The sequence below is a fragment of the Chryseobacterium sp. C2(2020) genome (assembly GCF_014218915.1).
GTDB lineage: Bacteria > Bacteroidota > Bacteroidia > Flavobacteriales > Weeksellaceae > Chryseobacterium > Chryseobacterium mucoviscidosis.
In genome coordinates, this window is sequence record NZ_JACLCT010000042.1 from 1 (window position 1) to 16,162 (window position 16,162).

Annotated in this window: 15 protein-coding genes and 1 pseudogene; 14 read left to right on the top strand and 2 right to left on the bottom strand. The window is 37.5% G+C overall.

The genetic code is table 11. The features are described 5' to 3' along the window. Positions 1-48: 48 nt before the first annotated feature. On the bottom strand, positions 49-429 hold the full coding sequence (locus H6W52_RS18115) for a HipA domain-containing protein (protein WP_410500353.1): 381 nt from the start codon (positions 427-429) through the stop codon (positions 49-51). Between the two features lie 54 nt (positions 430-483). Here H6W52_RS18115 and H6W52_RS18120 point away from each other — a divergent pair. Next, a pseudogene (locus H6W52_RS18120) lies at positions 484-831 on the top strand (DNA polymerase IV); the annotation flags it as partial. Positions 832-910: 79 nt separating this feature from the next. Then, entirely contained in the window at positions 911-1,108 is a 198-nt protein-coding gene (locus tag H6W52_RS18125; protein WP_185216830.1) for a hypothetical protein, read from the top strand. Between the two features lie 268 nt (positions 1,109-1,376). On the opposite strand, the gene H6W52_RS18130 is transcribed toward H6W52_RS18125, so the two are convergent. Then, positions 1,377-2,609, bottom strand: coding sequence for a site-specific integrase (locus H6W52_RS18130; protein ID WP_185216832.1), 1,233 nt, complete (start codon positions 2,607-2,609; stop codon positions 1,377-1,379). A gap of 712 nt (positions 2,610-3,321) precedes the next feature. Here H6W52_RS18130 and H6W52_RS18135 point away from each other — a divergent pair. The 12 genes from H6W52_RS18135 (at position 3,322) to H6W52_RS18190 (ending at position 16,129) form a co-directional block, all read left to right on the top strand. Beyond that, positions 3,322-3,777, top strand: a complete 456-nt coding sequence (locus H6W52_RS18135) for a MarR family winged helix-turn-helix transcriptional regulator (RefSeq protein WP_185216834.1) — start codon at positions 3,322-3,324, stop codon at positions 3,775-3,777. Next, entirely contained in the window at positions 3,774-5,156 is a 1,383-nt protein-coding gene (locus tag H6W52_RS18140) for a TolC family protein (RefSeq protein WP_185216836.1), read from the top strand. Before H6W52_RS18135 ends, H6W52_RS18140 begins: the two co-directional genes overlap by 4 nt. Before the next feature lie 5 nt (positions 5,157-5,161). Then, positions 5,162-6,118, top strand: a complete 957-nt coding sequence (locus tag H6W52_RS18145; RefSeq protein ID WP_185216838.1) for an HlyD family secretion protein — start codon at positions 5,162-5,164, stop codon at positions 6,116-6,118. 2 nt (positions 6,119-6,120) lie between these two features. After that, on the top strand, positions 6,121-7,281 hold the full coding sequence (locus H6W52_RS18150) for an ABC transporter permease (RefSeq protein WP_185216840.1): 1,161 nt from the start codon (positions 6,121-6,123) through the stop codon (positions 7,279-7,281). Between the two features lie 59 nt (positions 7,282-7,340). Beyond that, positions 7,341-8,216, top strand: coding sequence for a helix-turn-helix domain-containing protein (locus H6W52_RS18155; RefSeq protein WP_123853386.1), 876 nt, complete (start codon positions 7,341-7,343; stop codon positions 8,214-8,216). 99 nt (positions 8,217-8,315) lie between these two features. Continuing rightward, positions 8,316-9,905, top strand: coding sequence for an oleate hydratase (locus H6W52_RS18160; RefSeq protein ID WP_185216843.1), 1,590 nt, complete (start codon positions 8,316-8,318; stop codon positions 9,903-9,905). A gap of 58 nt (positions 9,906-9,963) precedes the next feature. Further along, a complete protein-coding gene (locus tag H6W52_RS18165) occupies positions 9,964-10,596 on the top strand; it encodes a porin family protein (protein ID WP_065721661.1) in 633 nt (210 codons plus the stop codon). A gap of 100 nt (positions 10,597-10,696) precedes the next feature. Then, positions 10,697-11,656 (top strand): alpha/beta fold hydrolase, encoded by a 960-nt coding sequence (locus H6W52_RS18170; protein ID WP_185216845.1) that lies wholly within the window; start codon positions 10,697-10,699, stop codon positions 11,654-11,656. Positions 11,657-11,692: 36 nt separating this feature from the next. Further along, positions 11,693-12,454 (top strand): MlaE family ABC transporter permease, encoded by a 762-nt coding sequence (locus H6W52_RS18175; protein ID WP_185216847.1) that lies wholly within the window; start codon positions 11,693-11,695, stop codon positions 12,452-12,454. A 9-nt stretch (positions 12,455-12,463) separates the two neighbouring features. Beyond that, the gene (locus H6W52_RS18180) at positions 12,464-13,231 is read left to right on the top strand and encodes an ABC transporter ATP-binding protein (RefSeq protein ID WP_028122565.1); all 768 of its coding nucleotides are present in this window, start codon (positions 12,464-12,466) and stop codon (positions 13,229-13,231) included. 3 nt (positions 13,232-13,234) lie between these two features. Next, positions 13,235-14,233, top strand: a complete 999-nt coding sequence (locus H6W52_RS18185; RefSeq protein WP_185216849.1) for an MlaD family protein — start codon at positions 13,235-13,237, stop codon at positions 14,231-14,233. A gap of 126 nt (positions 14,234-14,359) precedes the next feature. Further along, entirely contained in the window at positions 14,360-16,129 is a 1,770-nt protein-coding gene (locus H6W52_RS18190; protein WP_185216851.1) for an oleate hydratase, read from the top strand. Positions 16,130-16,162 lie beyond the last annotated feature (33 nt).

The following is a 16,162-nucleotide window of genomic DNA, read 5'->3' on the forward strand; positions in this document are numbered from 1 at the left end:
TTTTTCTCTCTCGTTTCATAGGTTAAAATTAAGGTTTTATGCTTAACTTTAACTGGACGCTAAATTAGTACATCCACCATCTTTATCAACAGATGGATTAAGGTCATATGCTGGTGAAAGTACCCATCCTTTTGGAGTTAAAAGAAATCCGTGATTTCGGAGATGATCATCGGTATTTGATATACAGATACTGAATACTATTCTTCTCCACAATTCCTCCAAATTATTTTTGATATCTGCACCTGATATTTCTATAAAATCAACAATTTCTAAATAGCTGGGTGTAGCATCTTTTAATAAATCTTCATAATTTCCTGTCATAGTCATAGCTGACGAAAAATGAATTCTACCTTCGCCAATGCGATCAAATCGTTTAGTGAAAAATCTATGGTAATTATTACCTAATTTTTGAATTTTAGTTTCAGACATATTAATTCCCGCATTGATTGCTAATCGATATGCCAAATATTCCCAAGCTGCTATATGGAGTACTACTTCAATATGTCACATCAGGTGACAGAGATTATCCAGGAAAAAGTTCCCATTATGGAAAAAGCCAGTGTTGATGAGTTCTATCTTGATCTCTCAGGAATGGATAAGTTTTTCGGATGCTATCAGTGGACAACAAAAATTGCTGGGGCTGTAAAGAAAAATACAGGTTTACCGATTAGTTTTGCTTTATCAACCAATAAAACAGTTTCAAAAATAGAAACCGGGGAAGCAAAGCCTGCTGGCAAATTAGAATTGAAACCACAGTCTATTCAACCGTTTTTAAACCCATTGTCTGTCAAAAAAATTCCAATGTTCGGCAATGTGATTTTCGAACTGCTTATTTGACACAGTGCGAAAATGTTTTTATTTAGCGGATTTTAATGGTAATTCAATTTATCGCATCTCTAAAAATGGTAAAGTGAATTTACTCTATCATAATGAAGATGTAAATGGTGTAAATGGACAGCTAGATCAACCTGCTGAGGTAGTTTTACGAGGAAATGAACTTATTATAGTTAATATGGATATGGCTTGGGCAACACCAGGGCTTGCTATAAAGAAGGTGGTCAATCTGGAACATTTTCTTTATGTACTTGATCTTAATCAAATCCACTAAATATGTTAAAAGCATTTAAGAATCTATAAGTATATAGTAGTATTTGAAATCTATCACATCCAAGTTCTATTAGATAAACCAAAGACAATCTTAATCACTTTATGGATTTTACTATTTTTCTAAATCTTTTTTTTTATTGTTTCTATATCTATTTCTTTATAGTTACAAGCGACAAATGGCACCCACTAAAGAGAGTTGGTGCCATTTTCTTAATTATTTTTTTAAAATTATAAAATCTTACCCTCGCTTAAAATCTAAATTGTAAATTCTAATTTAGGGAATCTGCTTTTATTTGAAGAATATTTCTTAGCACTAGCATATCTTCACTCACTTTCTGGTCAAGAATCTTCGCGTAATGCTGAGTGGTCTTAATATTTTTATGTCCGAGCATTTTACTAACACTTTCTATAGGGACACCATTCGCCAAAGTTATCGTAGTAGCAAAAGTATGACGCGCAATATGATAAGTTAGTTCTTTGTTTATATCACAAAGGTCAGCGATTTCTTTAAGATAAGCATTCATCTTCTGATTACTTAGTATAGGTAGCAGCTTGCCACTATTTAAGCAAGCTGGATGATTTGCGTATTTCTCGATAATTTCTTCCGCTTTAGGGAGTAATGGTATATTTGATTTTGTTTTTGTTTTTTGCCGTATTGTGTAAATCCATTTATTACCGTCTAAGCCAATATTAATATTATCTTGCTTAAGTTGTTGCGTATCTATGTAAGCCAGTCCTGTATAACAGCTAAAAAGAAAGATAAACCTGACTTGTGACAACCGCTCATTCTTGAAATCTTTATTGAACATAACCTCTAATTCCTGTTCATTTAAAAAAACTCTACTTACTTCATTAAAACTTGAGCTATAGTTAAGAAATGGATCTCTTTCAATCCAACCATTGGCAAGGCAGATACGAACAATCTTTCCAAAGTTCTTAATATACTTTACGGCAGAATTGTTATTGCAAGACTTTTCAGTTCGTAAAAAGAATTCAAAATCATTTAAAAATGCGAAATCAATTTTCTTGATATTAATATCTGATACATTATATTTCCATTTCAAAAATTCTCTGATATGACTGAGACAAGTTCTATATCTTCCGAGAGTTCCTGATGCAAACTCCTTTCCAATAAGTCTTTCCATTCTATCATTATGGTCTAAGAAAATTGGTATTAGTGTTCTATTGAATTCACCTGTTCCAAGGAACTTATTTTTGAGAATTTCACAAGTTACTTTTTCGTTATCTTTAATCAGATCGTGATAGATATTGTAAATTTTCTGTTCAAATGTTTTGAGATAAAAATTAAGCGACTTGACTTCCTCAGATGTACCAGTTACTTTTTGCATCCCTGAACTCCATTTTTTAGTATTCACAGTACGTTTGGTACTAATCTCGGTTATTTTCCCATCAACCGTAATACGCAGGTATATTGGCACTTCTCCATTAGCATTGATCTTTGATTTCTTCACATAGAAAAGTAGATTAAATGTCTTGTTCATTTATTTGAATTTTATGAGTTTAAAATTAACTTCAGTAAAAAACATTAACAAGATATTCACTTTCTGAACTGGCTTACCAGAGGCGCTTTTCAAAACATTTAGTGACCTCTTTAAACCACTTGAGTGAGGTCACTTTTATAGGTCACTTAAGATTAAAAAATCTGATAAAAAATTTCAAAGAATATTCAATTTTTTTTATTTTTTAATGAAAAAATATCGAATTGAATTTTCAATTTCTCAGTGACCTATTTTTCCGTATGTTTCAGGTCACTGAATAAGTCACTTTCAGATTGTGCAATTTTGACTCTTTTTAAATAGTCTAAAAACGAAAAAAGCTTTAAAACGTATGTTTTAAAGCTTTTTGTGCTATTTTGTTTTTATAGCTGCGATCCGGACGGGACTTGTTCTTTCTTAAAAAACTCCCTATGGATACGCTTTATACTGTATTCTTGTTTTTCAGGTCACTGAATAGGTCACTTTTTGAAGCAAGAATATGAACTACTATTTTTACTGATGCAAATATAGCTGATTTTTCATTATTGTACGTCTTCAAACTAACTTAGACATTTTTCACTAATCACAAATGGTACTAACAAGAATTAAATAAAAAAGCTTATGTCATCTCAATGATTTTAAGATTAAAAAAAATTTAACATAAATAGTTGTTATTACAACTATTGTTTAATTAACTTTGTTCAATAATAATTTTTATATGAAAGCTGAAAAAATATTAACTGAACAAGATCGATACAATCTGCTTACCGGGAATGTACCTCTACTGTTCAATCGTTTTTTGGGTCAGCAATTCAAATTGAATAATATTAACCTGACCCGGGAACAATGGTCGGTGCTAGTACCTTTATGGAAACAACAGGGATGTTCACAGCAGGCAATAGCAGATTTTACCCACAGGGATAAACCCAGCATAACTAGACTTATTGATCAATTGGAAAAAGAAGGTTACGTAGAAAGAAGGTCTCACCCTACTGACAGAAGGCAAAATCTAATATATTTAACAAATAAAGGAAAGGAGATAGAGGAAAAAGTAATGTATATTGTGAACAATGTCACCGAAAGAGCAACCAGAGGACTTTCAGAAAATCAAATTATGGAGATAAAAAACTTCTTTCAGCATATTCAAAACAACATTCAAAACGAAATGGTATGAAAAAAATAAAGTTAGCCATTACATTGATCCTACTCGGCACTATCACCAACGCACAGATTCTTATAAGTAAGGATTTGGATTATGCTATCGGAAAGGCATTGCAAAAAAATACTGAAATAAGGAATCAAGATCTTGAATTACAAAAATTAGAATTAGAACGCAAAAGCATATTGGCCAAATATATCCCGAAGGTCGAGGCTTCAGGTTTATACTCTTACATCAGCAGTGATGCAAAATTAGATCTAGCTACCCTGAATTTACCCATCACAGGATATCCTGTTTTTGGGGGATCTTCCGATTTCAGCACAAATGCGAATATCCTTTATGGAGGTCTTACCGCAAAAGCTGTACTGTTCAGTGGCGGACAAATCCTCAATGGAGCCAAAGCTCTCAAAGAAAAAAATACAGGAACAGCTTTTATGATGGAAAATCAGAAAGATGAGGTGATAAAAGATATCATAGGGAGCTTTGACCGTCTCAAACTTCTGGAAACCGCCGAAACACTGATCGATAACAGCGAAAAGAGATTGAATAAGGAAAAAGAAAGAGTAGAAAAGGCGATATCCGAAGGGTTGGCAATTCCTTATGACCGCGATAAAATCAAACTCTCCACTCTGGAATTGGCTTCCAAACGTGCAGATGTTCAAAATAAAAGAAAACTTCTGATACTCAAGATAAAACAATCCACCAATCTTTCTGAAGAAGAAATTCTTAAAACCAATCATCAGTTGGAGCCCATCATTATTTTGGACAGCCTGAGCACAGCCGAACGAAATGAGGTAAAAGCACTGGAATATTTCAAAAAAGCTTCCGAATATGCCCTTAAAAAAGAAAAAGGAAGCCTTCTTCCCACAGTTGGGGCTTTTGCGGGATATAGCTATGCATCATTATATAATGCCAATACAAAAGTGCCGATTGAACAATTAAATACGACCGCCAATTTGAAACTAAATGAATTGACACTACATCCGAACTGGATGTTAGGCGTGGCCGTGAAATGGGAACTCTTCAGCGGATTTGAACGTAAACATAAAATAGACGAAGCCAAAATAGGACTCGCCCAGGTTGAAAATAAACTGGCAGACACCAAAGAAAAAGTAGACCTGGAATTGGAAAAAAACAAGGTAGAATACAATACCACGTTACATAAGGTAGATATTGCGATCCAAAGGGAAAAAATAGCACAAAATAATAATGAGATAGCATCAAAACAATACAGATTAGGGCTTATTAACGTCACTGAACGCCTGGGGGCGGAAAACGATATATACAAAGAATCCTTAAACAAAGTAGAAACCGTGATTGAACAGCGTAATGCTGCTATTGAAGTTTACCGTGCATCGGGAAAATTATCAAACTTTATTAAAATCCAAAACTAAGCAAAATGAAAAAAATTATTTACATACTAAGCATTGCAGGCATTTTAGCTTCTTGTGAGAATAAACCGAAAGTATCACAAACCATCCAGGGAAAAACCGAGCGGGAAGAGATTGCAGTAGTAGGCAAAATAGCAGGCAGGATAGATAAAATTCTGATCAGCGAGGGAGCTCTTGTTAAAAAGGGAGATACATTGGCGATATTGGAAATCCCAGAAGTAGACGCAAAAAAATCACAGGCACAAGGTGCGGTAAAATCTGCTCAGGCACAATATGATATGAGTGTACACGGTGCTACTGCCAATCAGTTGGCACAGCTCTATGCCAAGAAATCCGCTTTGGTAGAGCAATATGAGTTTGCAAAAAAATCGCTGGCAAGAATGAATGCAATGGTAAAGGATTCACTGGTTCCGCAACAGCAATATGATGAAGTATTCGCGAAGTATCAGGGAGCCAAATCACAAATGATAGCCGTAGATGCAGAAATTGCCGATGTTAAAAACGGGGTCCGCATAGAACAGCAAACAATGGCGTTGGGACAAAAAGACCGTGCACAAGGAGCTTTGGAAGAAGTACAGGTTGCCGAGAAAGAAAGGTATATCATTGCACCACAGGATATGAAAATAGAATCCATCACATTGAAGCTGGGGGAACTGGCACTACCAGGATATACGCTTTTCAAAGGTTCTCTTAATAATTCCATTTATTTCCGTTTTACTATTCCTGAAAGCCAATTGGCAAATTATGCACAAGGAAAAGAAATCAATGTGCATATACCTTACAAAAATCGGGATATCAAAGGGAAAATCAGAAATATAAAACAAATAGGTGCCTATGCTAATATTGCTACAGCATATCCTGATTATGAAGTGCAGGATGCTTTGTACGAAATATTGATAGACCCTATTAACATCCAACAAGCAAACGATATCCTAAGCAAAACAACAGTAACGCTAAAACCTTAATAATGAAAACATTTCTCAATCTGATCAAACGGGAGTTCGGCTTATTCTGGAGCAACAAGGTCCTCCGAATTTTGTTTATTGGAGCTCCTTTGATGTACGGTGTTTTGTTGGGATATGTGTACAGCAAAGGGAAAGTGACAGATTTACCAATCATAGTGGTAGATTATGACCAAAGCGCACTCAGCCGGAAAGCAATCGAAATGATGAATGACAACGAAGTTTTGTCTGTTGCAAGGCTGCAGTTTGACGAGACAAACCTCAATCGTTTGATGATTGAGAAAGATGCAACCTGCGTCGTTATTATCCCAAAAGATTTTGAGAAAGATGTGCTGACAAAACGATATCCTGAAGTCACTACCATAGTCAATACTGCAAATGTATTGACGGCAAATTATTCTTCATCAGCACTTCAGCTGGTCTTAGGAACCCTGAAAGCAGGAACACAGGTCGAAACATTGCGCAAACAAGGAGTTCCGGAAAATTTGCTGATGAGTCAGTACGAGCCATTTAAAACCACGTTTATAAAAAAGAACAACAGAAGCACCAACTATATGTATTTTTTGTGGCCAGGTGTTTTGGCTACTGTGCTTCAGCAGGTATTACTATTGGGACTGGCTCTTTCTTTTGCTTCCGAGTTTGAAAACGGCACTTTCAAATATCTGGTACATAGAAGCCGTTCTGCATTTATGCTGATACTGGTTAAAATCGTGCCTTATCTCATAATGAGCTTCGGGATATGGCTGATGTACTGGGGTTTTACCAAGTGGTTCAGAATTCCTTTTTATGAAAACATTTTTCCGCTTACCCTAATAGCAGGTGTTTTTGTAATCTCGGTCTGCTTTATAGGAATTTTGGTAAGTATCCTTGTTCCGAACCAGCTGAAAGCTACGGAAATCCTTATGGTTATTGCCACACCCAGCTTTATCCTGTCAGGATTTACCTGGCCGCTCAGCCAAATGCCGACTTGGGTTCAGTACATTGCAAATATCATCCCGCTTACACATTTCCTGCCTGCCTTTAGAATACTTATCATAGAAAAAGGCGCTGTAGACCTCACCTATCCCTATGTTATAAAAATGATAATTATAGGAACAGTAAGCGCTATTGCCAGCTATAGCGTTTTATGGTACAAAGTCCGAAAGATTAAAAGAGAGGAGCTGTAGCGAGATAAATATAAGGCGAAAAATATATCTTCCTGCATAAATCCATTAAATAAGAAGCTATGAAAGCTTACGAAAGTATTAAAGAAATATTATCTTTTTATCAGGTACACTGTGATGAACCTTACTTTATATCGTCAGGAAAACTCATTTTTGAATTCCCAAAAAGACTCTTCCGAATGGATTTTTATGCATTCTGCATCTGTGTTTCTGGTAGTATAGATTTAGAAATTGATAATCAGCATTACAAGATATCCCAAAACGGATTCCTGATATCTGCTCCGTCAACAATTATAAAATTTGTAAATACCAGTAAAGATTTCCGTATGAAGGTTCTATTCTTTGAAAAGAATTTCCTGCTCAAGAACATTTCTAATCCATTTTTTATCGAGAATCTGTCTCTATTCAATAAAAATAGCTTTAACGTAGTAATTTCCAACGAATCAAGTAGTACACACTTAATCAATTTATTGGATTATCTTCAACAGCAGTCCACGAGAAATGGTCGTTTTACAGAAGATATTGTTCGTACTATTATTATTAATATTTTATTGGAAGTTGCAGTCCTAACTGATGAAGACAGAAAAGACAACGCATATCCAACTCCACAGGATAACAATAATATTTTTTTTAAATTCAATGAATTGGTGAAAGAAAATATTTTGCAGCATAAGGACGTACAATACTATGCGGACAAGCTATTCATTACCAACAAATATCTTATTCTGATTGTAAAAAAAGCGACCGGCAAAACGCCACATCAGATTATTGATGAGGCCTTATTAAAAGAAGTATACGTTCTGCTCGGCTATCCAGAAAAAAACATTTCTCAGATTGCATTTGAAACGGGCTTTAATTCTACCTCTGCATTCGGCCGTTTCTTTAAAAAGCATGCGTCAATATCGCCCCAAAAGTACCGAAGACAACAGCATTTTTAAAAAAGAAATTCCGTATATGATTTTCGAATTTAGGGATACTAAGGAATTAAGGTATATCAATACCTTTATCATATAAAAATAACCTAAAAAAAATATCATATGAGCAATTCGAACAAACATGCGTATTTCATCGGAGGTGGATTGGCAAGTCTTGCCGGTGCCGTATATCTGTTAGAAGATGGAGACTTTAAAGGCGAAAACATTCACATCATTGAAGCCCTGCCGATTTTGGGCGGTAGCAACGATGGTGCGGGAACTAAAGAAAAAGGATTTATTTGTCGTGGCGGGCGTATGCTCAACGAAGAAACCTATGAAAACTTTTGGGAATTAACATCCCGTATCCCTTCTCTGGATGTCCCGAACATTTCCGTAAAAGATGAAATTATGGCATTTGACCACGCGAATCCGACAAAGGCAAAAGCTCGGTTGATTGACAAGAACGGAAACATTTTACCCGTAACGGATATGGGTTTCAACACTCAGGACCGGATGAAATTTGTGAAATTGTTTTTTGCCGATGAAAATGATTTAGACAACATTACCATTCGTGATTGGTTTGACGATCATTTTTTTACGACCAACTTCTGGTATATGTGGCAAACCACTTTTGCCTGGCAGGAATGGAGCAGTATTTTTGAATTTCAACGCTATATGAAACGTATGCTGTTGGAATTTTCAAGAATCGAAACACTCGAAGGGGTTACCAGAACACCATACAACCAATATGAATCCGTTATCTTGCCGTTGAAGGCATTTCTGGACCAGCATAAAGTGGACTTTTCATTAAGAAAAACCGTTACCGATTTGGATTTTGCCGATGATGATGGCATTACCGTAACGGAAATAGAATGCATCAATGCAGAAGGAAAAAGAGAGAAAATAACCGTGAATGAAGGCGATTTGGTATTCTTTACCAACGGATGTATTACAGATAATTCTAATAACGGCGATTATAATACGCCTGCAAAATATTTACCGTCAAATCCGCCAAGTTTTGCATTATGGCGTAAAATTGCCAACAAGAAACCCGGCAAATTGGGTAACCCCGACCCGTTCTTTACCAAACCTGATGAAACAAAATGGTATTCATTTACGCCAACATTCAAAGGAAATAAATTTCTAAAACTTATTGAAGAATACACTGGCAACAAACCGGGCAGCGGAGCTTTGATGACATTTAAAGATTCATCGTGGCGAATGTCAATTGTGGTGGCTGCACAACCGCATTTCAAAGCGCAAGGCGATGATACTACCATTCTTTGGGGCTACGGATTATATCCAGATGCAGTGGGAGATTATGTGAAAAAGCCGATGATTGATTGCACGGGCGAAGAAATTTTGACAGAGTTGATTCATCATTTACATTTTGAAAAGCACGAACAGGAAATAAAAGATAGCATTATCAATGTTATTCCGTGTATGATGCCTTACATCGATGCTTTGTTTCAGCCAAGAGCTAAAAAAGACCGTCCTGCAGTTGTTCCTGAAGGCAGCACCAACTTAGCAATGATTAGTCAGTTTGTAGAAATACCGGAAGATATGGTATTCACAGAAGAATATTCGGTTCGTGCAGCACGCATCGCGGTATATACCCTACTCGGTCTCGATAAAAAAGTAACTCCAGTAACGGAACACTGGAAAAAACCAGACGTGTTGGCAAAAGCCATTCATACCTCTTACAGAAATTAAAAATAAAAAAATTTTGTTAACGACAATATTAGATTGACAATTTAAATCAATACAAAAAATGAAAAAAATCACATTGGCCATTGCACTTTGTGCAACTACTTTCGTTGTAAAAGCGCAAATTACGATTGACCCTGAAATAGGTCTGAATTTTAATAAAATAAAGACTGAGGTAGGCGATAATTCTTCCGAATCTGATGACTCCAAAACAGGATTCCGCATCGGGGCAGGCTTTAACATCCCTTTGTCACAAGGTTTTTACGTAAAGCCCGGTTTATTTTATAGCAACAAGGGTTCAAAAACCACCACCAGCATCGGAGATTTCAAAACCAGCCTAGACTACCTTGAAGTCCCTGTTAATCTCGGATATCAGTATAAAATTGAAGGAGGAAAGTCCGGAGGAATTTTTGCAGAGGTAGGGCCTTACATCGGATTTGGAGTAAGCGGCAAATATAAAGGAGAGAATATCCCAGTAATCGGTTCTCAGGAAACCGACATCAACTTTGGTAGTGGCAGCGATGAAACAAAAGGATTCGATTGGGGATTTAATTTCGGTGCCGGATATGAAACACCTTGGGGAATCTATCTGAAAGGACAATATGGCCTGGGATTAGGTAATCTTTCCAATATAGACAACGTAACATCTTATAACCGTGGCTGGAATCTTTCATTAGGATACCGAATCTCTCTTTAATCTATAAAAGATTGTCTATAATAACCAATTTATCTAACTTTATTCTGCTCTTGCTTTTGTCAAGGGCAGAATATTTATTTTTGTACAAAACCAACCGACTATGGCAAAACACACATCAGGATATATAAAGAGGAAGAAAATTGCCAACTCAGGTACGCACAATCTTTTTTATGAATTATTCGAACCAATAAATGAACCTCCAAAGGCTACTGTCCTTATACTACACGGGATGCAGGAGCATAGCGGTCGTTATAAAAATTTTGCGGAATATCTTGCGAACAACGGTTTTGCAGTTCTATTATATGACCATCTCGGACACGGAAAAACGGCGGAAAACCGGGAAGAACTTGGCTATTTTCAAAAAGAAAATCCCAAGCAGCAACTGATAGACGATGCCGCAACGATGGCAGCATTTTTAGAAAACAACTACCCTAACATTTCTCACTTTTTACTGGGGCATTCTATGGGATCTTTCATTGCACGATGCTTACTTCAGAATCAGGAAGCTGATTTTAAAGGCGCGGTCATCGTGGGAACGGGAGGAAAAATCAACGGAATCGGTTTGGCTAAATTTTTCCTGTCCATCAACAATATTATTGCTCCAAAACACCGGAGCAAATTCATCAACCAAACTTTTTCAAAAATTAATAATCAACATTTTAAAGGCGAGAAAGATGGCGACCTTACCAGTTGGCTGAGCCTCAGCAAATCCAACCGGGAATCATTTTGCCGGGACAGCCTATGCGGAGTACCTTTTACCAATAATGGTTTTTACGCATTAGTTTCTCTAAACCAACAGGCAACGGAAAGAAAATGGGCAGAAAAATTACCAAAGGAATTTCCTTTTCTTTTTGTAAGCGGAGCTGATGATCCGATAGGAGACTTCGGAAAAGCTATCGAAAAAACGGTAACACAAATGCAAAAAGATGGTTTTACAGATGTTAAAACTAAAATTTATCCTGCTATGCGGCACGAAATACTTAATGAGGATATTAAAGAATATGTATATGAAGATATAAGGAATTGGCTCAATAAAAAAATACAGCAATTGGAAAAGTAGACTAAAAATATTTTAATTTAAAAAAATAATTTGTTAATGATTAAAATACGTAGTTTTTTACAGGAAACAGGCAATATCACACAGTTTACCAAAAATTACTTTCTATTATGTTTCCGTCCACCATATGAAATAAAGGAACTGCTCGCACAATGCTATCTCATAGGCTACAAATCTTTGGGGCTTATTGCCATGACAGGCTTTATCATCGGCTTGGTTCTTACGATGCAGCTGCGGCCAAGCCTCGTACGCTATGGTGTGGAATCCCAGCTGCCTGTAATGGTAGGCATTGCCATCATCCGTGAAATAGCACCCGTAATCGCCGCTCTCATCTTTGCAGGTAAAATTGCAAGTAGCATCGGGGCAGAGCTGGGCTCGATGCGGGTTACCGAACAGATAGACGCAATGGAAGTAAGCGGTACACATCCTTTTAAATACCTTGTTGCCACACGTGTCCTGGCTACAACATTTATGCTTCCCGTACTTATCATCCTGGCGGATGCCATTTCACTATATGGTGCCTGGATAGGTGTTAACATTGGCGGTACAACTAGCCTGTCACTTTTCTATTCACAGGTTTTTGACTCCTTGGATTTCAGTGACATCATACCAGCTTTTATCAAAAGCTTTTTTTTCGGTTTTGCAGTGGGAATCGTGGGTGCCTATAAAGGCTATAATGCAGTAAAAGGAACACGGGGTGTGGGGAACGCCGCCAATTCAGCGGTCGTGCTCTCCTCTATCCTTATCTTCGTTTTGGACCTGATTGCGGTACAGATAACCGGCATTCTCGGATATAATTAAATCATCATTATGGCGGAAACAAAAACAACAGCAAACGGCAATAATGACAATGGACCGGCCATCGTCATTGAAGATATTTATAAAAGCTTTGGTGAAAAAAAAGTGCTTAACGGTTTTAACCTAACGGTCGATAAGAACGAAAATGTTGTAGTTCTCGGAAAATCAGGCACGGGAAAATCTGTGCTTATCAAATGTATCGTCCGGCTTTTAACACCTGATAGCGGTAGGATAATGATTTCCGGGCAGGATATTGTCCAACTGGAAAATCAAGAGCTGGACAAGGCACGCTCAAAAATAGGTTTTCTTTTTCAGGGAAATGCCATCTATGACTCTATGACCATCCGCGAAAATCTGGAATTCCCTTTAAGAAGACGGTGGTTCCGGCTGAAGCAGGTTGAAATTGACGCACGGGTTGAAGAAGCACTCGATAGTGTGGGGCTTAAACATACCGTAGACCTTATGCCATCCGAATTGTCGGGAGGGATGCTGAAAAGAATAGCTCTGGCACGTACTGTCATCCTCAAGCCGGAAATCATCCTTTATGATGAACCTACCACCGGACTTGATACGGTAACGGCAAAAGAAATAGACAGCCTTATCATGGATATACATAGAAAATACAAAACATCATCAATCATTATCTCACACGATATGAACTGTGTGAAAAATACGGCTGACAGAGTAGTCTTGCTGCTTGACGGAAAATGCTATGCACAAGGTACTTATCAGGAATTTGAAAGTTCTGATGACGAAAACATTAAACAATTTTTTGATTAAAATATGAATAAAAATAATATCAAGCTCGGCTTATTTGTAATTTCGGGGCTTATACTTATGATGGCTGTTTTCTTTTACATTGGCAGCGGTTCAGGCATTTTTACCAGCAAATTTGAGCTCAGGGCAAGATTCAAAAACTCCAATGGACTCAGAGAAGGAAGCAATGTGCTATTTTCAGGGATGCAGGCAGGTTCTGTAAAGTCAGTAAAATTGTCCGGAAGGGATGATATAGAGGTCATTATGCTTATAGACAAAGATATTGCAAAGCATATAGACAATAATGCCAAAGCCTCGATTGGAACAGAAGGCATTATCGGCAATGCGGTGGTCAATATTTTGCCTTACGGTAAGCCGGGCAGACCAGTGCAGGAAAAAGAATATCTCACGGCAGATACCAAACCAGGTGTGGATGAAATACTCAACACGCTATCGGCAAGCAACAACAATATACAGGATATATCCAAATCTCTTAAAAACACTGTGCATAAAATTGACAGCAGCCAGATTTTAAAATTAATTAATGACAAGGCATTTGCCGAAAACTTAAAATTATCCATCCTGAAAATACGCCAAAGCACGGAAAATATAGAAAACCTGAGCAGTACTGCAGAAGCCATCATTACGTCTACACGCCAAGGAAAAGGAGCAACGGGACTTCTCCTTGCCAACAAAGATTTTGAGTCCCAGCTTAAGCAGACTTTCAATAACGTCAATGCCGCCAGCAATAATCTTAATACAGTAAGCAATGAACTTATCACAGTTGGTAAAAACCTGCAGACATTCAGTAAAAATATAGAAAATGGAAAAGGACCGGTAAATGCCCTTATCACTGATACCGTTCTTACAAAAAACATCAATAACAGCCTTTACAATATCGAAAAGGGAACCGAAGGCTTCAACCAGAATATGGAGGCTCTGAAGCATAATTTTCTCTTCAGAGGTTACTTCCGCAAGCAGGAAAAAAAGAAAAAGGAAGCCGAAAAACAGAATCTCCAAAGATAATATTATTGGAATATCAGCATATACAATTAGAATTTTGGGATATATAAAGTGAAAGCAATATGTGTAACTTTATTAAATAAAAACAAGGTTATTTTATCATATATTATAAACTAAAAAATTCTAATTATGTATTACAGTAATGGGAATTACGAAGCATTTGCCCGCCCGAAAAAACCGGCAAATATTGAACAGAAATCTGCCGTTCTTATTGGTTCGGGATTAGCTTCATTGGCTGCTGCAGCTTTTTTGATACGCGATGCGCAAATGGAAGGAAACAAAATCCGTATTCTGGAAGAATTAGCTTTACCCGGTGGCAGTATGGACGGCATCTGGAATGAGCAGAAAGGCTACATCATACGAGGCGGACGGGAAATGGAAACACATTTCGAAACCCTTTGGGATTTGTTCCGCTCGATACCCTCATTAGAAACGGAAGGCGTTTCCGTACTGGACGAATATTATTGGCTCAATAAAGAAGACCCTAGCTTTTCCCACGCCCGTGTTATCGAAAACCGTGGAGAAAGACTGCCCACGGATGGTAAGCTTACCCTGTCCCAGAAAGCCATCCACGAACTTATAGCGCTGGTTCTTCTTCCTGAAGAAAAACTACAGGATGTACAGATAGACCAGGTATTTACAGAAGAATTTTTCCAATCCAACTTTTGGACATACTGGGCTACGATGTTCGCATTCGAACCTTGGGCAAGTGCGATGGAAATGCGCCGATATGTTCTTCGTTTCATCCATCACGTTGGCAGCGTAGCAGATATGTCCTCATTACGCTTCACGAAATACAACCAATATGAATCACTGATTCGTCCGTTGGTAAGCTACCTTGAGTCCCACGGTGTTACCTTCCAGTATGATAGCCAGGTTCAGAACATACTTGTAGAAAATGAAAACGGCAAAAAAGTAGCGAAGAAAATCGAATATATTAAAGATGGCAATGCAGAAAGCATCAGCCTGACCAAAAACGACCTGGTGTTTGTTACCAACGGCTCCATTACCGAAAGCAGTACATACGGTGACAATCATAACCCTGCTCCTGTTGCAGACGGCATTGGCGGAAGTTGGCAACTTTGGCAGAATCTGGCAGACCAGGACGATGCCTTTGGAAAACCCGAAAAGTTCTACAAAAACATTCCCGAAGCCAACTGGGTAATCTCCGGAAGCATTACCTTCTTCGACGAAAAAGTGATTCCGTATATAGAAAAAATAACAAAAAAAGACCCAAGAAGCGGTTCAATAGTGACTAGCGGACCTGTCACAATAAACGACTCCAATTGGTGGTATGGCTTTTCCATCAGCAGACAGCCCCACTTCAAGGCTCAGAAAAAAAATGAAGTAATTGTTTGGGTCTATGGGTTGTATTCTCATAAACCAGGAAATTATATCCAAAAGAAAATTACAGAAGCTACGGGCATAGAGCTTTGCAAAGAATTTTTATACCATATTGGTGTTCCTGAAAATGAAATAGCAGAAATTGCACAAGCTGCCAACAGCATCCCTTGCCGTATGCCTTATATCACATCTTACTTTATGCCTCGTGCATTGGGAGACCGCCCATTGGTGGTTCCGAAGGATTCTGTAAACCTGGCTTTTATCGGTAATTTTGCCGAAACTGGAAAAGACACCGTATTCACAACCGAATATTCCGTGCGTACAGCAATGGAGGCAGTTTACACCCTTTTGGATGTAGACAGAGGTGTCCCAGAAGTTTTTGCTTCTTCATATGACATCAGGGTACTGCTGAAATCCATCTATCACCTTAATGACAATAAAAACCTCAATGAAATTGAATTTCCTTGGTTGATTTCAATCCTTGAGAAATATGGTATCAAGAAAATAGAAGGTACTTATGTTGAAGAGATTTTAAAAGAAGCTAAGTTGTTATAAGAGGTTGTTTTATACTTGAAAAACTCAGGATTT